The organism is Chitinophagales bacterium, from assembly GCA_017303835.1.
Taxonomy (GTDB): Bacteria; Bacteroidota; Bacteroidia; order Chitinophagales; family Chitinophagaceae; genus JAFLBI01.
Genome location: JAFLBI010000001.1, coordinates 2239010 through 2256782, shown reverse-complemented (window position 1 = coordinate 2256782; position 17773 = coordinate 2239010). Strand labels below are relative to the sequence as shown.

Here is a 17773-nt window from a genome sequence, read left to right as displayed (position 1 = left end):
AGATCACATGAAAAAATTACTACGCTCATTGCTGCTCAGCACGCTACTCTTCATTTCACATGGTTTTGTCTCCGGACAGGCTTTCGTAGCTGATGTTGAAGCTATTTACGGTGGAACAATTCGTGCTATTACCGGCGATGCACTAACTGCTGATAGCTTTAAACTGGTTATAGCAACAGAAAGCGCCAATTCCATTTTTTACGCCAATGTTACAGGTTTGGGAACACCCTCTGTCGGTGCATTTAAAGTACTTCCCGCAGCCAATAGTGCTGCAGGATTCGGAAGTGGAATAGAGCAATTGGCATACCATGCTAATTCAAGAAGGATTTTTTGGGGGCATAATGGGGCTATTTATTCTGCTACTGAAACAGCTACTACAGCAACAAAAGCCATCAATGGTGTTCAAACCCTTGATCTAAAAATTAAAGGCAATAAGTTACTCTATACAGTCTATGATGCTGCTGCCAGCAGACTCACACTCACAGAAGGCAATCTGGATGCCAGCGGTAATTTTACACTCGGATCTAGTCTGAATATCAATTCATGGACTACACCCGGTGCTAAAGTGGTTATTTCAAAAAATGGTGATACCATTTATTTGCTCGGACCTGGCAGTAGGCCGCAGATTGTACGCGTGAACGCAAAGTTTAACAACAGTCTCAATTTCTCAACCACCACCACTACAACAATAACACACACAATAGGTGCAACAAATAACTGGTCTGTTATGGGCGTGGCACCAGATGGAAGAATATTTCTTGGTGCTACTGGTACTGGGAATACAAAAGTCTTTGCTTATAAAGATTATCATGAAACGGCGTTTACTGAGGTAGCAACAGGTATTGCAGGAGGGATAGGACCCAATATTGATTTTGATAACAGCTTTTTTGGTAACTATTATGTGTATTGCGCAGCTGTTTACAGCAACAACAAAGGTGTTGCCGGTACCTGGCGAAATTTTGGCCATGCAGGTTCACAAACACACCCTAATGATGGTGTAGTGTATTACATCAAAGACGGTCTTTCGGGTAGTATTGTCACTATGACAAGTGATCAGGGTTTGGCATGGAGTAGAAATGGCGGTGCCAATACGGTAGAAATTAATGATGGTATTGAGGCGGTGCAGGTAAATGATTTTGATATGAACACTGCTAAAACGCATGGTTGGCTGGCCAGTAAAGCAGGTGTTCGTTGGGTTTCCAATTATAATAGCGGTGCGAAAACCTGGTCTTCAGCGATGTTTCCAAATGGAGACGGTTCACCTTATTATTCTGCTGAAATGATTGCAGACAATACCAATCAGGCTTATGTGGGTAATGTGCGGATATATAAAACACTTAATAATGGTACTACTTGGAATCAGGTTTTCACACCTGAAACAGCGCCTTACAATTTTACAAGCAGTGCCGTAGCCGAAGCAATTGAGGTTTGCAAATACAATACCAATATTGTGATGGTTGGTTATTCTCAGAATAATGGTGATGGCGGATGTTTTTACTCACTGAATGGTGGTACTAGCTGGACACAGTTGCGCATTAAAGCGAGTGTGGACGGTCCGGATATTGATGTGAACGATATTGTCTTTACACAAGAGAGTGGAAAGATTGTAGCTTATATCGGTGTAGAATATACGGTATCGCATAATGGTGTTTACAGAGCAGAATTTGATGGCACCAGTACGTGGACATTGACACAAAACACAACATTGGCTAATTCAGGAGACGGCATCTCACTTCCATTCAATGTGCGCGATCTGGATGTAAGCGTTTCCGGCGATACGGTTTTGTTTGTGGGTACCAGCGGTAGTGCAGGCTCTGGTAATGGTTTTTTCAAAATCATCAGCAGTGATAACAAGTGGTATAAGATTAATGTCAACACAAGTAGCTTATCACTCACCTCTATTAATGCGGGCTGTCTTGGAAAGGATACTGTGTTCCTTAGTCAGGATAATAAGATTGCCTATTCATTGATTACAAAAGGTACTATGGTGCTGAAAGATTATTCGCAATTGGCGGTAGGAACATATACCAATCACCTATACTATGATGCTTTGGTTGCAGGCGGCTCTACTGGTTTTTATGCGTTCAATCCGATTGGTGAATTGCCCAGGGTTTCCGTGCCAATTGTTGGTGTGGCCATCTGTTCCGGCGGAACAGGTAGTATCAACGCCACCAGTAATGTAACAGGTACGTATAAATGGTATCGGGATAGTGTATTGATCCCGGGAGCAAATAGCGCCAGTTTAAGTGTTACGCAAGCGGGTACTTATGTGGCAGTGATTACTGCAAGCAATGGCTTGCAAGGTTCTTCAGATGAAGTGATTGTTACGGTGAATAGCGGACCAACGCTTTCCACAGCTGCAGGTTCAGCCGTTACCTTCTGTCAGGGTGGTAGTGTTACACTCACTGCCACAGCTACAGCCACTGCTTATCAATGGATGAAAGACAACAGTAATATCTCAGGTGCTACAGCTGCTTCATACACTGCTACAAGTAGTGGTAGTTATACAGTAGGTGCTACCGGATCAAATGGTTGTACAACTGTATCCTCACCCATTACTGTTCAGGTGAATAGTCTGCCTACCACTACGGTAACTGCAGGCGGCAGCACTAGCTTCTGCGATCCGGGTAGCGTTACACTCACTGCTGCATCAGGAACAGGTTATGTGTATCAGTGGTTGAAAGACAATAGTGCTGTTAGTGGCGCCACCAATGCTGCTTATACAGCTACCTCCGGAGGCGCATATCGCGTGCGAGTGCAAGATGGGAATAGTTGTGTTGATACATCTGCTGCAACTACTGTAACGGTGAAAGCCAGTCCCACAGCAACAATCACTGCTGCTAGTGCCACCAGCTTTTGCGCACCGGGTTCTGTAGTATTGAATGGCAATACTGGTACCGGTTTAACTTATCAGTGGTTAAAGGACAATAGTGCTGTCAGCGGTGCTACCAATGCAAGCTATACTGCATCAGAATCTGGCGCATATACATTGCGTGTAACCAATAGCAACAGTTGTTCCACTACCTCTGCATCAACAACAGTGCTTGCTTCGGTTGTGCCTAAGCCAACCATCAGTCAGCAGGCAGATACATTGATCAGCAGTGCTAGCTCAGGTAATCAGTGGTATCTCAATACAGCTGCCATCAGTGGTGCAACCAATCAGAAGTATAAAATCATGAATAGTGGAACCTATACTTTACAGGTAACCAATACTCTTGGTTGTAAGAGTGAGGTTTCAGCCAGCTTCCCTGTTGTGATCACCGCTTTGAGCAATATTGATGTAACTGGCAAAGAATGGAAATTGTATCCAAACCCAGTAGTTGGTAATACTTTATTCATCAGTAGAAGAACTACTGCAACTGGTAAAGCTAGTGCACAGATTCTCTTGCAGAATGGAAGGGTACAGTCTGAAAAACAGATCAATAGTAATGATCAGATGGAGCTAAATCAATTACCCGCAGGTATCTATTTCCTCCGCATTACTGAGAAGAATGGAACCACTTCAATCATGCGATTCATCAAATTATAACATCCTAAATCACCAATATGAAAAAGCTATTTCTCTTAGGCCTGCTGTTTTTAAGCATCGTACAGTTTTCTTGTAAGAAAGCAGATAAAGAAGCACAGCTGGCCTTGAAACTGGTTACCGATAACCCGGCAAAATCTACAAGCAATAGCCATGCTTTTAAGATTGAAATCACCAGCAAATTGCCTGCTTCCGGCGTAGAAATTACTGTTGATGTAAAGCGGGAAGATAATAATGCGCAGGTGTATAGTTTGAAGTACACAGCCACACAAGCAAGTACGGATGTTACCATTACCGGTTTGCCTGCTGGTCAGACTTACTGTGTGGCCAATATATCTGCTGTTTCACTAAATACACCGTCTAATACCTGGGCTGGCTCGTTCAGGGTATTGTGGAAATAGACAAACGCTTTTTTTTGAGGGGGATTAGCAAGGGGGCACTGCGTACGCGGGCCCCTTTTTTACAATTTTTCTATTTTTAAATCGTTATTAGCTTACAATCACATCCTATGGCCGTTTTCCGTAGCCTCATGGCTTCTGAGCTGATAACCATTTTGCAGAACATTGCAGGTATCCGCCAATCATTACCCACACGTACTGAACTGAAACCACATGAACGTCGTAGTATGTTCAAGCTCAATACCAAGCGGATTGATTTTGTGCGTAAGGCCCTGAACTTTATGAAAAGATACCCCTCTACTGTACCGGCTTATGTAGATGTACAGCACTGCAACACCTGTATGCATTTGTATGAACAATACAGTGAGATTTTAGAAGAATTGGAAAAAGTAAGGCAGCAAGTGGAAGACACCAAACATATGCTGGGTAATGAAATCATGAAACAAACCAAAGCTTATTTCCACCACTCTAAGAATGGAATGTCGGCAGGCAATAAAGAATATGCGGAAGTGTACAAAGAACTAAAGCCAGACTATGCCGTTGGTAGAAACTGTGCTAAATAAAAAATCCCCGCAGTATTGCGGGGATTTTGTTTTGAAACCTCTTTTATTTTAAATCTTTCATCAATTCTTTTACAGCGGCTTCTAACTGTTGGTCAACACCTTTCTTCACTTGCTCGTATTCATTCATCACTTTGATATCTGGTTCTGTTTGCCAGTTCTCTAAGTAGCGACCATTATTGGCTTTTACACCAACAGGAGGTGCACCCCAACGAATACCGGTATCCATCAGACCTTCCCATCCGGCGAAAGTACAGGTGCCGGGCACAGGCATACCAACCAGTTTACCTACATTGATTTCCTTCACCATATATGCATAGCAGTGACCATCGCTATAGTTGGCTTCATTGGCGATAGAAATACTCGGCTTGGTCCAGCGGAAATTAGGTTCGTAACCATTGCTACGAATATCATTACCATATTCCATGAATTTCTTACCACTTAAGAATGTAGCAAGATCAGCAACCAAATCGCCACCACCATTATTACGGGTATCTACTACAATTCCTTTTTTGTGGAAATACTTACCCATGATTTCTTCATAAGTAGTTCTGAACGCACCATCATTCATACCTGGGATATGTACATAGCCCAAAGCACCACCGCTGAGCTTTTCTACTTCGTCGGCATTACGCTTCACCCAACGTCTGTAAAGTAATCCGTTTTCTTCGCCTGTAGAGATGGGTTTTACAGTAACCTCTTTCTTAGTGGTACCATCAATGATGGTCAGTAATGTTAGCTTACCTGATTTTCTGTTTAGGTATTGTGCCAGGTCTTTATCAGCAGTGATGATTTCGCCATCAATAGATTCGATAATCATTCCAGCCTGAACATTCAAACCGGCTTTGTCTAGCGGACCATCTTTGATGACTTCCGCAATTCTCACACCATTACCCTTGTGTGCTGCATCGTAGAATGCGCCCAGAGATGCAGTGGCATCACCGGAAGGATTGAATCCACTGTAACCGCTACCGCTATGGCTTACATTTAGCTCACCGAGTAATTCACTCAGCATTTCACTGAATTCGTAGTTATTGCCTATAGAAGGGATGTATTTATCGTAGTCGGGCTTATAACTATCCCAATCAATGCCATGGAAGGTTTTGGTATAGAAGGTTTTCTTAGTTCTTCTCCACACATGATCAAACATAGCTTGTCTTTCTGCAGTCGTGTTCACCATCATCTCGCCATTGATGCTTACACGATCTTGCTTGGATGATGCGGGATCTAATCTGATAACACTACCATCTGTTGAAATGAAGATATTTTTCTGATCCTTATCCCAGCTCATGGCTGCAAATCCAGCGTTCAAAGGAACCAGCATCTTGGTTTCACGTGTACGCAGGTTAGTGCTCCACAAGTTCATGCCTCTTTCAAAGCGTGCGAGGTAATAGAGTGTTTCTCCATCCTTACTTACCAATGCATCACCCATTGAAGAAGAGTGAATGGTTACCTTGGCTTTGCGTTGAGAAAGTCCATCCCAGTCAATTACCACGCTGTCTTTAGCAGGCGTCTTTTTCTTGCTGGTATCGGCTTTTGCTTTATTGTCTTCGATTTCTTTCAACAGTGCTATTTCTTCTTTACTAAGTTTAAAGCGATCGAAGCTTTCTTTAGTAAAGAACATCATATAAGCATCGCTTTGTGCACCGCCACTCATGGCTGCTGCACGCAGGCCATCACGGTTACTTTGCCAAAGCATGGCTTTACCGCCCATTACCCACTTAGGTCTGTAATCGTTAAAACCACTTTCGGTTAGGTTAACGACTTTCTTACCATCGTTGCTCACCAGGCCCACTTCGCTCACTGCGCTTCCGGGTACAGCATAATCAAACAACAACCATTTGCTGTCTGGACTCCACTGGAAGTATTGATCATTCTCTACAAAAGCAAAGATTTGTTCTGTATTCAGCACGCTTCTGCTTTGCTTAGAAGCGATGTTGTATACTTTCAGATAGTTTCTATTTTCAACAAAAGCAATCTCTTTTCCATCAGGAGAATAGAGGGGCTGTGTATTGTCATTATTGTTTTCAATCACAGCTGTTTCCTTCAAAAGGGTAGAAGCATAGAAATAGAGCTCATCTGTACGCACCATCTTGGTTTCGTAGATACTCCATTTATTGTTTCTTTCAGATGCATAAATGATGGATTTGCCATCTGGTGCAAAACCTACGCTGGTTTCCTGAACCGGTGTATTGGTAATACGTTTGGTGATTCCACCCTCCACACTGCTAACAAATACCTCACCACGGAAGATGAAAGCAATTTCTTTTCCATTAGGAGATACAGAAATACCACTACCGCTGTTCACGCGTACCAATTGCTCATCATTTCTGCGTGCATCAGCTGAAATACGCACATTCACTTGTTGTGCTTTGCTGCCTGCTTTCAAGGTGTAGAGCTGGCCATCATAGCTAAAGCAGAGTGTTCCGTCGTTGGCAGCACTTAGAAAACGAACTGGATGTTTCTTGAAAGAAGTAAGTTGCTCGCTCTTGCCGCCAGTCAATGCCATCTTATGTACGTTGAAACTGCCGCTTTCTTCACTTAGGTAGAACATCGCTTTTTCACCATCAGTCAAAATGGGTGAACGATCTTCTCCATTAAAAGCAGTCAACTTAGTATGCTTATCTGCTTTGCTATCATAAATCCAGATATCACGAGCGATAGAAGAAGTGTGGTGTTTACGCCATTCGTTTTCGCCACCTTTTTTATCGTGATAGATAATCTTGCTACCATCCTTACTGTACTTGGCATGCTCAGCAGGAGTGGTCAATACTTGCACTGGTCGGCCACCGCCTACACCCACAGTATAGAGTTCGGGCATGGAACCTGTTGGGAACTGACGGTTGCTGGCCATATCCATTCTTGCAGAACCGAATAAGATTTGCTTATCATCTGGAGAGAAATCATAGGGATATTCTGCTGCAGAATGATAAGTAATGCGTTTGGCTTCACCTCCATTGATGGAAATGGTGAAGACGTCGAAATTGCCATAGCGGTCACTGGCAAAAGCAATGGTCTTGCCATCATGGCTCCATACGGGCATGTAGTCATGTGCTTCATGCATGGTGAGTGCAACGGCATCACCGCCTGAGGCGGGCACTTTGTACAAGTCGCCTTTATAGGTAAAGACAATGGTTTTGCCATCTGGTGAAATGGCGGAATGACGTAACCAGGTAGGTTCATTTTGTGCCTTACCTATAAAAGCAGCCAACACTAAAAATGATGTAAAAAAGGATTTTTTCATAAACAGCATTATAAGAGGGAAAGATACAGAACTTGTGAGGCTGAAAATTCAGAAAATGGATAAAAGGAAGGCAGTACTTTAGTGATGCAATGCACCAACCATTACGTATATATGCTTGTGGGGAATCTGTCCTGACCATTCAGCTGACTGATAGCATTAGTCCGGAAGCACATAGAGAAGTGATGGCTTTGGCTAGACACCTAGATGATGCGGCTTTTCCCTTTGTAGAGGATATTATTCCAGCATATACAGGCGTAAGTGTGGTGATTGACCCAATGGCTTTTTTGCAACAATATCCTGACCAAATTCCTGAGCAATGGCTGCGAGCGCAACTGCATACTTGGCGATGGTCGGCAGAACAGCAGGTTGAACATCCTATCAAAAAAATACCGGTTTGTTATGCGGCAGATTTTGCGCCGGATATTACTGCACTGGCTGCAGCAAAGAATTTGTCGGTAGATGGAGTGATTACCCTGCATACAAGAACGGTGTATCATGTATACATGATCGGGTTTATGCCAGGCTTTCCATATATGGGTAATGTGACTGAAGCAATACAAATGCCGCGCTTGTCTGTACCTAGAACCAAGGTTGCAGCTGGTTCAGTAGGTATTGCGGGACAACAAACAGGGATTTATCCGCAGGATTCTCCCGGTGGATGGAATATCATTGGCAGAACACCGTATCATTTGTTTGATCCTGCGCAAGAGCAGCCATGTTTGTTGCAAGCAGGCGATCGCGTACAATTCTATGCGATTGATGCAGATGAATTCGCTCTTTTATCGAAGGCTACACCAAAATTCTTTCCTTCATGAGTGCAGTCATTATCAAAGCAGGATTATTGGATCAACTGGTTGATCTTGGTCGAAAGGGTGCTCAGCACTGGGGTGTAACACCCGGTGGTGCCATGGATACCTATTCAATGCAGGTGGCTAACTGCTTGGTAGGAAATCCAAGAGCAACTGCTGTATTAGAAGTACATTTTCCTGCCGCTGCTATTCGTTTTGATAAGCCAGCATTGATTGCCATTGCGGGCGCTGATTTTAGTGCCAAGCTGGATGATATGGATTGGTCATTCAATACCGCCGCTTTGGTTCCCGCAGGCACCACACTACTTTTCACTAAGCAAATCAAAGGTGCGCGCGTATACTTAGCGGTAAAAGGTGGGTGGATAGGAGCAGATCAATTGCAAAAGCCTTTGCAGAAAGGCATTTCACTTGCATACCATCCGTTCCAACACACTTCAGACATCAAGCTATTACCTTGGCGCGCTTGCGCGCTTTTACCCAGACATGTATTGCGTTTGATGAAAGGGCCGGAATTGGATTGGTTAACATTGGATGCGCAACAAGCACTCGTACAACATGCATTTACCGTCGCGCCTGCATCTAACCGAATGGGCTATCGTTTACAAGGAATCGCATTGGAGAAACTGCATCAGCAAGAACTGATCTCTACTGCAGTGTCAAGAGGTGTGTTGCAGTTGTTGCCAGACGGACAAATGATCTTACTCATGGCGGATCATCAGACCACGGGTGGCTATCCGAGACCAGCTGTATTGATACAGGCAGATCAACCACTGGCAGCGCAATACAATATTGGCGAGACCTTCCAATTTGAATGGATGGATATGCCAGAAGCATTACAGGCTTTGCAAGAACAAGAAAGGGATTTGCGCATCCTGCAACAAGCATGTAACTTCCGCTTACAGGAATACTTATGCAGTATATAGATCTCAATTGTGATATGGGTGAAGGGATGGATACCGATGAAGCCATCATGCCCTTCATCAGCAGCGCCAATATTGCCTGTGGCAAACATGCAGGCGATGTGGAAACCATGCAGCAAACCATCGACTGGGCGCTGGAACATGGTGTTGCTATTGGTGCCCATCCGGGTTTTGATGATCGAGCGAACTTTGGCAGAACCAATCAACAATTATCTGATTGTGCTTTGTATGATTTGGTGGCAGAACAGTTGCAGACACTACAGGATATCTGTTTTGAAATGGGCACCCGCATTCATCATGTGAAACCACATGGTGCACTGTATAATATGGCGGCAAAGGATGCAACGATGAGTCGCATCATTGCAGAAGTAATCAAAGAACTCGATAGCAATATTGTGTTGTATGGATTGAGTAACAGTCACCTCATCAGCGAAGCCAAAGCTGCTGGACTGCGTGTTGGCGCAGAAGTGTTTGCCGACAGAACCTATCAGGATGATGGTTTATTGACACCCAGAAATGCAGCCAATGCATTGATCACTGATGCAGCACAGTCCATGCAACAAGTGATGCAGTTGATTCAGGAGAAAACGGTACAAACTGTTTCAGGTAAAATGATTTCCCTTCCTGCAGATACGATTTGTATTCACGGAGATGGCGCACATGCAGTGGAATTTGCGCAAAACATTCATCACTACTTAACAACAGCAGGTATTGGCATCAGGCCGCTTTAATATTAGCTCGCTTGGTGGCGTCGGTTTGGGCGCTGCTTTCTTGATGGCCAACTCATCCATTGGTCCGGGCTTTCTTACGCAGACCACTGTCTTCACCAAAGAGTTGATGGCAAGCTTTGGTTTTGTGATCCTGTTGTCTTCTTTATTAGATATCGGGGCGCAGTTGAATACCTGGCGTATTCTGTCGATCAGCGAATTGCGCGCACAAGATTTGGCTAATAAATTATTACCCGGCTTGGGCTATGTGCTCGCTTTTTTAGTTGTGTTAGGTGGATTTGCATTTAACATAGGTAACGTAGCTGGGTGCGGATTAGGTCTAAATGTCTTATTTGGCCTGAGTTACGAGCAGGGTGCCATCATCAGCGGCGGCGTTGCTTTACTCTTGTTTTGGATCAAAGAGATCGGTAGCATGCTGGATGGTTTCACCAAGATTTTGGGTACAATCAAGATTCTGCTCACACTATTCATTGCATACAATGCCCATCCACCATTGGCAGAAGCTGTGTACCATACATTTGTGCCGGAGAAAATTAGTGCAGCTGCAATTGTGACGATAGTAGGCGGAACTGTTGGGGGTTACCTCACCTTTTCAGGTGCGCATCGTTTATTGGATGCAGGCATCAAAGGCAAAGCAGCTATTCCCGAAGTAAATAGAAGTGCGATTAGTGGTATAGTAATTTCCAGCATCATGCGCTTTGTATTGTTTCTCGCCACATTTGGTGTGTTGGCACAAGGTGCAGTATTGGATAGTAGTAATCCGCCTGCTAGTGTATTCGGATTTGCTGCAGGCAATATTGGTTTGCGCATTTTTGGTGTGGTCTTGTGGAGCGCAGCTATTTCATCTGTAGTTGGTGCTTCTTATACATCTGTATCTTTCTTCAAAACCTTTCATCCGGCATTTATTCGCTATGAGCGATGGGTGATCTCAGGCTTTATTGTGATATGTACCACGCTTTTTGTATTAATCGGTAAACCTGTACAACTCTTATTGGCGGCCGGTTTAATCAATGGTATGGTCTTGCCTTTTGCATTGGCAGTTGTGTTGGTTGCTGTTACACGCAAGCATTTGATGAATAACTATCAACATCCAATATGGATGCAGTTATCTGGCTGGCTCGTAGTAATAGTAATTGGTTGGATGGCCGTTAAAGCAATGATGGAAGGGTGGTAAATCAAATTGCTACAAGCATGGATATTCAAGAACATTAAGGATGATTGTTGCAAATGAGTTCGGGTGAGGACACCCGAACGGGCGGGGTTGTTGAGTTTTGCCACAAGCCGGTGTCCTCACCGGCGCAATGAGGAGAAGGTATTATTGTTCGGGTGTGAATACACGAACGGGTGGAGTTGTTGAGTTTTACCACAAGCCGGTGTCCTCACCGGCGCTTTTGCATTACTCATCGATGTGAACCAACCAATGATACTTCTTATCACCTAATTCATAAAATGAAGCAGATGACCACGGATACAGATAAGCAGCATCTGCTAATTGCCAATGCGGTTGACATGGGTTGTTATGGATATAGGCTAGTTTCTGTAAGGTATAGCTTCTTGTAAAGCATATTTTAGTATATGCTTTTTCCCAGAACTGATGTTGTCTATCATGTTTCAATACTTTGAACATTTGTAGCCTTCTGTCTTTTTCTAAATAATGTAAAAATTGACGACTGCAGTGTCTAAAAAAGGCGCCCTGAGATGATAATCTGGAATAATTACTATTCAATTGCCATAATACATGAAAATGGTTCGGCATAATTACAAATCCGTACACTTTTATCTTCTGTTGGGCAGATAGGCATTTAAAACTATTGATCAGCACTTCTTTGAAAAGGTTGTCATGTAAGAGATTTATCCTCTGATAAATACTTACTGAAGTAAACTCTAGTGAAAAGTCATCTTTCATGGCATCTATTGATCATATGCTTAGTATCTGAATACTGATTAACCTTACAAAAGATATCCTTCTTATTTAGTGAGTTTTGTTCAAGATGTTTGGGTGGGGACACGCCGAACTGGCGATTAGATCATCGCGCCACAAGCTGGTGTCCTCACCAGCGTAATAAGAAGCGCTATTGAATGGTTCGGGTGAGGACACCCGAACGGGCACAGTTATTCTATATTCCCAAGTCCGCTGTCTTGACTGGCGGGAGGAATGAAGCATTCAAATATGTTCTGGCCCATCTTACATTTTGAGTTGTTCTATGCTGCCATAAGCCGGTGTCCTAACTGGCGCATTATTTTGACGCTAATACTATTGATGAATTCAACAAAGCATCAGTTGTCTCCACTGCAATTTTTTGTATCTGTCTTTTTTCCTCCGGATTAAAAGTGCTCTTCTCGTAGAATTTATCATAGTACTTCAGCAAAATGCGGAAGCAATTGGCAATATCATCTTCCAGCAAAAAGTTCACCGCATTTTTGGTTTCTAACCCGCCCAATCTTTTCTTGATGCGTACAATGGTGGTAAGCAATTTCTCTTTTTCAAACTGTCCATACCCCTTGATGATATGTTGCAATCTTGCTTCAAAAGGAATATCCAAAAATAAGACAGGCTTGGTGCGCATCATGCGAAAGAATCGAAAATCAATATTCACGTGACCAATGCGCTGACTCTCATCTTCCAACCAAATGGTTTTGTTAGAATCCAACTTGCGAACCGCTTCGGCCAATAAGTTGTCAAACATTTCCTGCGTTGGTTGTGCCGGCATGCCCAAGTTACCAAAAGCAGAACCCTTATGTGCAGCAAGGGCTTCCAGATCAATGATTTGTTCTCCTTTTTGCTGTAGGGCATGTAATAATTCAGTTTTTGCAGAACCTGTATAGCCACCAATGATGCGGATGGGATAATCCTGACTCAGGATATTGATAACATGATTTCGATAAGCTTTATACCCACCAACAAGCGTGTACACTTTAAACCCATAGAGATCTAATAACCAAGCCACGCCTGCACTACGCATGCCACCCCGCCAGCAGTGCACTAATACCGTTTTATTTTTTGAATCCGCATTCTTATGTGCTGCCAAGATTTTATCAGCAGTCTCTACCATCTCAACCATGCGTCCACCGAAATAACCTAAACCAATCTTGATGGCGATTTGCTGACTCTGCTGTTTGTAGGCAGTACCAATTTCTTTGCGCTCTTCGTCGTTAAATAACGGAAAGCTATAAGCACCTGGTATATGTGCATGGGTGTATTCGCCCGGACTGCGTACATCTAATACAGGATGCTGCGCAGCCATTGCAAGAAACTCGTTGGTATTGAGGCGGGTAATAGCCATGGAAGCACAAAGTAATTCAGTTTGCGTAACTTTTACGCATGAAAACAGTATTGCTGATTCGGCATGCAAAGAGCGACTGGCCCTATGGGGTAGATGATTTCGATCGGCCATTAAATCAACGTGGCTTGCGCGATGCACCCGAAATGGCCAAGCGTGTATTAAAGCGTAAAATTCATATTGATGCATTCATTAGTAGTACAGCGAAGAGAGCATTCACTACTTGCCAATTTTTTGCTGAAACTTTCGAGGCCAAAAGCAAGATTATTCCCGTGCCTGCACTCTATCATGCTCCACCGGAAACCTTCGCCGCTGTTATTGCTTCTGCAGATGAACAGTATGCAAGCATTGCCTTGTTTTCACACAATCCCGGTATCACTGAATATATCAATGAATTGGGCATTGCCCGATTAGATAATATGCCTACCTGCGGCATTTTCGCGGTAAAAGCGCATTGCCATCAATGGAAGGAATTTGCTTCAGCGCAGAAAGAATTTTTATTCTTCGACTACCCCAAGGCGATCTGACACAGGCTTTCGGTTCACAAAATATACACCGGCAAAAATTAATCCTGCTGCGAGTAGTTTGATAAGGCTGAGTTGCTCACCCATCAATACCATGGCCACAATCGTGGCGAAAACAGGTTGTGTGTAGATATAAGCACCAACTACAGATGAACCCAATATCGCGATGCCATATACATTGAAGAGATAAGCAAAAAACGTAGCACCCAATGCTGCAAAGGCTAGAGCAAAGTAGTGTGTGTTGTTAAAAGCCGACCAATCTGTTGCCATCATGGGCTGCCAGCAAAAGGGTAGCATCATCACAGTGCCGAAAGTAAATACCCATCGAATCACATGCACCGGACTGTAGCGCAACATCAGGGGTCTAACCCAAACTAAGTAAAACGAGTAGGCAATGGCATTTACGATGATAAAGCTATCGCCTAGTAATTGATTGCTGGCCGAACCTGATAAATCTTTGCTCAATATCAATACAACTGCACCGGCAATGCCCAGCGTTAAGCCCAGTGTTTTATTGAGTGTAAGTTTTTCATGAAGAATCCAGACAGCAAGAATGGTGATCATTACTGGTGTAGTTAATGCCAGCAATGAAGCATGAATTGGACTGGTTAGTGAAACACCTTTGATAAAAAATAATTGATTCACCACAACGCCCGACAACGCACAGCCAATAAATCGAACAATATCGCTTCTATCAATACCCGCCCTGCCGGGCTTGATTGCATACAGTAACCAGAATAAGGGCAGTGCAGTTAGTACGCGTACACCATTAATAGCATATGGCGCCATCACAGCCGGACTCAAATGTTTGACTGCAGAAACGGCTGCGCCAAAAAAGAAATTGGCACTCAGTACCGCTGCATGTGCTTTGAGTTTGTTGGACTGCATCGGGCAAAATTAATGGCGATGCCAGGAAATAGCCGATAATAATTCCAGCAAACGTGATTTGTTGAAATATTCCAAGTCTGGAAATTGATACATATACTTATCTGCATCAGCGAATATGTAGCGCAAATCAAGTGCATCTTGGGAAGCAGCATAGGCCCAACCCTTTTGCATAAAATAGTCGGCCAGGTATTGTTGCTCTGTTTGTCCCGGTGTTGGAATCAGAATCATCTTTCGCTGCATGGCCATCAGCTCCATCAAAGAAGTATAGCCGCTTCTGCAAATGATGTATTCGCTGGAAGCGAGTAATTGCATCAGTTCATTGGTTGAAGCATGCTGAATAATGGTGCAGTTTTTTGTTGCAGGTAGTGTTAGTTGTGCACCGGGTAAACCACGGATGAGTATGCAAGTTGTTTCAAGTTGCGCTACTTGTTCAAGTATGTGTTTTTCAAGTATAGTGCGTTGAGGTTCGGGTCCTGATAGCAGAAAACAATACTTGTATTGTAGAGGAGTATCCGTTTTTCGCATTCGCGAAAGCAGGCCCATGTACTGCACAGGAATATCGGGCAGTATTTGTGGATGAGATAATTTACCTGCCAGTGCTTGCGTAGTATCATCGGGCACCCAGCATTGCTTGAAGTGTTGAATATACCGGTAATTGATGCGCTGTATTCTTGTTTCCAGCCAGCTATTGGGTACCTGAATCTGTAACTGATGGGTGATGAAGATAGAAGGTACAGCTCTGTGCCATAGACCAAAGCGGTTATCAGCAATAATCAGGTTGAACTGATATGTTTTCTGCACTTGCTTTAACCAGAGATATTCTTCACGAATGGTTTTCAAGATGCGTGGCGCCTGTAGTAATAAGCGTAAAGCCAGGGTTGACCCTTTCTTGCTGTACCGAACTGCATAGCCGGGGAGGGGTAGTAAGCTAAGTTGGGGAAACTCCTGTTTCAGTATCTGTGCCTGAGGGCCGGATGCAGCCAATACAACTTCGCTACCTAGGTCAAGGAATGCATGAATCAGTGGAATGCAGCGGGTTGCATGCCCAAGTCCCCAATCCAGTGGGGCGATGAGTACTTTCCTGGGTATGTTAAAATTCCCGTTCATCCAATAGAATCAATGCTTTACGGTAGGAAAATACTATTTTAGTTTTGGTTATGAAACGCTCGTTCAACCAAATCATTTTTTTGCTGTTTATTATAGCTGTCATGGCGGCTTCCTGTGGCATTTTCAATCGCTCCAATAAGGGTGGTTGTAATTGTCCTAATCAGAAAGCCATGCGCAAGCCCTGATCATATACACACATGTCCGGACTACACAATAATAACAGAGACCTGCTGTTACTTTCTAGAACTGGTGAACTCAGTCCCGAAGAACTGGAGTACACAGCTGCGCAGTTACACAAGATTCTTTTTCCGATAGAATCTCACCTGCATTTCTGTTCCGTGCATGAAGTGATTGATGTAAATCGGTTCAAAGTAATTACCAAGCCGCACAAAGTGCAGCAGGTAATTGCCGACAGGGGCAGAAAGCCTTTTGTGTTTATCTGTTGCCGAAACTGATTACTGCAGTTTGGCCAAAGCTGCTTCCAGCTGTCCCAACATGGTATCGATTTCTTCTTTCTTACAAGTACCTACGCTTAAGCGATACCAAGGACTGGTACTACCCGCACCAAATGCATGGAAGGGTACAACAGCAATTTTTGCTTCAGCAAGAATATAAGAGGTCACGTCAGCCTGCGATTCTAGCAATACGCCCTCGGCAGTTTTCTTACCAGCTAAATCCAGTTGAACGGTTAAATAAATAGCAGCTTGCGGCGCTACACAATCAACCTGATAGCCCTTGGCCTTGAGTTGCATAAAGCCACGGTGGATACGGCGTAGTCTTTCTTCAATCTCGGCTTTGAAATCTTGCAGGTAACGTTCAATGGCTTCGTTTTGTACCAAGTATTTGGCCACAGCTTTCTGTTCAGCCATTGGTGCCCATGCGCCTACGTGACTGAGGATGGCTTTCATCTTGGCAATTACTTCTGTTGGCCCTAAAGCCCAGCCCACACGCACACCTGTTGAGGCAAATACTTTGGAAATACCATCAATGAAAATGGTGTATTCCTTCATGCGTGGACGCAGGCTAACAGGATTGTAATGCACCGTCTCACCATAAGTAAGGGTCCAGTACATCTGATCGAACATGAGGTAGAGTTTTTTATCATAATCACCTCTACGCTCATTTTCTTCTAAGATCAAATCACAAATCGCTTCAAGTGAATCCTTGCTTAGTGTAGTACCTGTTGGGTTTTGAGGTGTACACAAGCAAAGCAGGGTAGCGCCTTTGATATGTTCTTTGATCTGTTCTACTGTTGGCATGAAGTGATTGTCCACTTTACACTCAATCACACAATGCTCACCTTGGGTAAGATGTACGTAGTGGTTATTGTTCCAGGAAGGAACAGCATAGATCACTTTATCGCCTTTATCAACAATTGTCTTGAATAAGGTATAGATCAAAGGGCGGCCGCCTGATGCAATCTGCACTTCGTTGGGTGCATAATCAATGCCTTCCCATTTTTTGATGAATGCACAAACAGCCTGGCGCAGCTCAAGAATACCATCAGCAGTTGGATAGTTGGTATAGTGTTGTTGATAGGCTTCAATAATGGCTGCTTCTAATTCTTGGGGAATGGGAAATACTTTCGGATCAAAGTCTCCTATCGTAAAGTTGTAGATCTTCTCTCCGTTACGAATACGCTCACTGATAGCGTTGCCCAGTTTAACAATTTCACTACCTATCAGTGTTTCAGCCAGATTGCTGAGTTTGGTATTGCCCATGACTTTTGTTTGAGTCGCAAAACTACGTTTTCAGCAGCAATAGCGTGTCATTGTTCTGTCTGAACTT

15 protein-coding genes are annotated in these 17773 nt (G+C 43.7%); 9 read left to right on the top strand and 6 right to left on the bottom strand.

The window, feature by feature from the left end:
- Positions 1-7 precede the first annotated feature (7 nt).
- The 3 genes from J0L83_10125 (at position 8) to J0L83_10115 (ending at position 4487) form a co-directional block, all read left to right on the top strand.
- Positions 8-3529 (top strand): T9SS type A sorting domain-containing protein, encoded by a 3522-nt coding sequence (locus tag J0L83_10125; GenBank protein MBN8664923.1) that lies wholly within the window; start codon positions 8-10, stop codon positions 3527-3529.
- A gap of 17 nt (positions 3530-3546) precedes the next feature.
- Positions 3547-3927 (top strand): hypothetical protein, encoded by a 381-nt coding sequence (locus J0L83_10120; GenBank protein MBN8664922.1) that lies wholly within the window; start codon positions 3547-3549, stop codon positions 3925-3927.
- Positions 3928-4034: 107 nt separating this feature from the next.
- Positions 4035-4487, top strand: coding sequence for a hypothetical protein (locus tag J0L83_10115; protein MBN8664921.1), 453 nt, complete (start codon positions 4035-4037; stop codon positions 4485-4487).
- A gap of 43 nt (positions 4488-4530) precedes the next feature.
- Here the strand turns inward: J0L83_10115 and J0L83_10110 are convergent, their stop codons facing one another.
- On the bottom strand, positions 4531-7728 hold the full coding sequence (locus tag J0L83_10110; protein ID MBN8664920.1) for a PD40 domain-containing protein: 3198 nt from the start codon (positions 7726-7728) through the stop codon (positions 4531-4533).
- An 89-nt stretch (positions 7729-7817) separates the two neighbouring features.
- Here J0L83_10110 and pxpB point away from each other — a divergent pair, with 89 nt between their 5' ends.
- The 4 genes from pxpB to J0L83_10090 are packed head-to-tail and all read left to right on the top strand — an operon-like array spanning position 7818 to position 11359.
- Positions 7818-8543 (top strand): 5-oxoprolinase subunit PxpB, encoded by a 726-nt coding sequence (gene pxpB, locus J0L83_10105; protein ID MBN8664919.1) that lies wholly within the window; start codon positions 7818-7820, stop codon positions 8541-8543.
- Complete coding sequence (locus tag J0L83_10100) at positions 8540-9460, top strand: biotin-dependent carboxyltransferase family protein (GenBank protein ID MBN8664918.1); 921 nt, start codon at positions 8540-8542, stop codon at positions 9458-9460. Before pxpB ends, J0L83_10100 begins: the two co-directional genes overlap by 4 nt.
- Positions 9448-10188: a LamB/YcsF family protein gene (locus J0L83_10095; protein ID MBN8664917.1), complete on the top strand. Its 741-nt coding sequence runs from the start codon at positions 9448-9450 to the stop codon at positions 10186-10188. Before J0L83_10100 ends, J0L83_10095 begins: the two co-directional genes overlap by 13 nt.
- 43 nt (positions 10189-10231) lie before the next feature.
- Entirely contained in the window at positions 10232-11359 is a 1128-nt protein-coding gene (locus J0L83_10090) for a divalent metal cation transporter (protein MBN8664916.1), read from the top strand.
- 222 nt (positions 11360-11581) lie between these two features.
- Here J0L83_10090 and J0L83_10085 read toward each other — a convergent pair whose 3' ends face one another.
- Positions 11582-12091 (bottom strand): transposase, encoded by a 510-nt coding sequence (locus J0L83_10085; protein MBN8664915.1) that lies wholly within the window; start codon positions 12089-12091, stop codon positions 11582-11584.
- Positions 12092-12422: 331 nt separating this feature from the next.
- Positions 12423-13469, bottom strand: coding sequence for a tRNA 2-selenouridine(34) synthase MnmH (gene mnmH / locus J0L83_10080; protein MBN8664914.1), 1047 nt, complete (start codon positions 13467-13469; stop codon positions 12423-12425).
- Between the two features lie 38 nt (positions 13470-13507).
- Here mnmH and J0L83_10075 point away from each other — a divergent pair, with 38 nt between their 5' ends.
- Positions 13508-13993, top strand: a complete 486-nt coding sequence (locus J0L83_10075) for a histidine phosphatase family protein (GenBank protein ID MBN8664913.1) — start codon at positions 13508-13510, stop codon at positions 13991-13993.
- Here J0L83_10075 and J0L83_10070 read toward each other — a convergent pair.
- The gene (locus tag J0L83_10070; protein ID MBN8664912.1) at positions 13964-14878 is read right to left on the bottom strand and encodes a DMT family transporter; all 915 of its coding nucleotides are present in this window, start codon (positions 14876-14878) and stop codon (positions 13964-13966) included. The two genes, J0L83_10075 and J0L83_10070, sit on opposite strands and share 30 nt — an antisense overlap.
- A gap of 9 nt (positions 14879-14887) precedes the next feature.
- A complete protein-coding gene (locus J0L83_10065; protein MBN8664911.1) occupies positions 14888-15985 on the bottom strand; it encodes a glycosyl transferase family 28 in 1098 nt (365 codons plus the stop codon).
- A 197-nt stretch (positions 15986-16182) separates the two neighbouring features.
- Here J0L83_10065 and J0L83_10060 point away from each other — a divergent pair, with 197 nt between their 5' ends.
- The gene (locus J0L83_10060; protein MBN8664910.1) at positions 16183-16440 is read left to right on the top strand and encodes a hypothetical protein; all 258 of its coding nucleotides are present in this window, start codon (positions 16183-16185) and stop codon (positions 16438-16440) included.
- Here the strand turns inward: J0L83_10060 and J0L83_10055 are convergent, their stop codons facing one another.
- Positions 16441-17706 (bottom strand): aminotransferase class I/II-fold pyridoxal phosphate-dependent enzyme, encoded by a 1266-nt coding sequence (locus J0L83_10055; GenBank protein ID MBN8664909.1) that lies wholly within the window; start codon positions 17704-17706, stop codon positions 16441-16443.
- Positions 17707-17773: the final 67 nt, after the last annotated feature.

Bases quoted from the DNA above. Each gene is read 5' to 3' on its own strand.
- J0L83_10100 (MBN8664918.1), top strand. From the start codon at position 8,540: ATGAGTGCAGTCATTATCAAAGCAGGATTATTGGATCAACTGGTTGAT.
- pxpB (MBN8664919.1), top strand. From the start codon at position 7,818: ATGCACCAACCATTACGTATATATGCTTGTGGGGAATCTGTCCTGACC.
- J0L83_10115 (MBN8664921.1), top strand. From the start codon at position 4,035: ATGGCCGTTTTCCGTAGCCTCATGGCTTCTGAGCTGATAACCATTTTG.
- J0L83_10095 (MBN8664917.1), top strand. From the start codon at position 9,448: ATGCAGTATATAGATCTCAATTGTGATATGGGTGAAGGGATGGATACC.
- mnmH (MBN8664914.1), bottom strand. From the start codon at position 13,469: ATGGCTATTACCCGCCTCAATACCAACGAGTTTCTTGCAATGGCTGCG.
- J0L83_10090 (MBN8664916.1), top strand. From the start codon at position 10,232: ATGGCCAACTCATCCATTGGTCCGGGCTTTCTTACGCAGACCACTGTC.
- J0L83_10110 (MBN8664920.1), bottom strand. From the start codon at position 7,728: ATGAAAAAATCCTTTTTTACATCATTTTTAGTGTTGGCTGCTTTTATA.
- J0L83_10065 (MBN8664911.1), bottom strand. From the start codon at position 15,985: ATGAACGGGAATTTTAACATACCCAGGAAAGTACTCATCGCCCCACTG.
- J0L83_10125 (MBN8664923.1), top strand. From the start codon at position 8: ATGAAAAAATTACTACGCTCATTGCTGCTCAGCACGCTACTCTTCATT.
- J0L83_10075 (MBN8664913.1), top strand. From the start codon at position 13,508: ATGAAAACAGTATTGCTGATTCGGCATGCAAAGAGCGACTGGCCCTAT.
- J0L83_10055 (MBN8664909.1), bottom strand. From the start codon at position 17,706: ATGGGCAATACCAAACTCAGCAATCTGGCTGAAACACTGATAGGTAGT.
- J0L83_10070 (MBN8664912.1), bottom strand. From the start codon at position 14,878: ATGCAGTCCAACAAACTCAAAGCACATGCAGCGGTACTGAGTGCCAAT.
- J0L83_10120 (MBN8664922.1), top strand. From the start codon at position 3,547: ATGAAAAAGCTATTTCTCTTAGGCCTGCTGTTTTTAAGCATCGTACAG.
- J0L83_10085 (MBN8664915.1), bottom strand. From the start codon at position 12,091: ATGAAAGATGACTTTTCACTAGAGTTTACTTCAGTAAGTATTTATCAG.
- J0L83_10060 (MBN8664910.1), top strand. From the start codon at position 16,183: ATGTCCGGACTACACAATAATAACAGAGACCTGCTGTTACTTTCTAGA.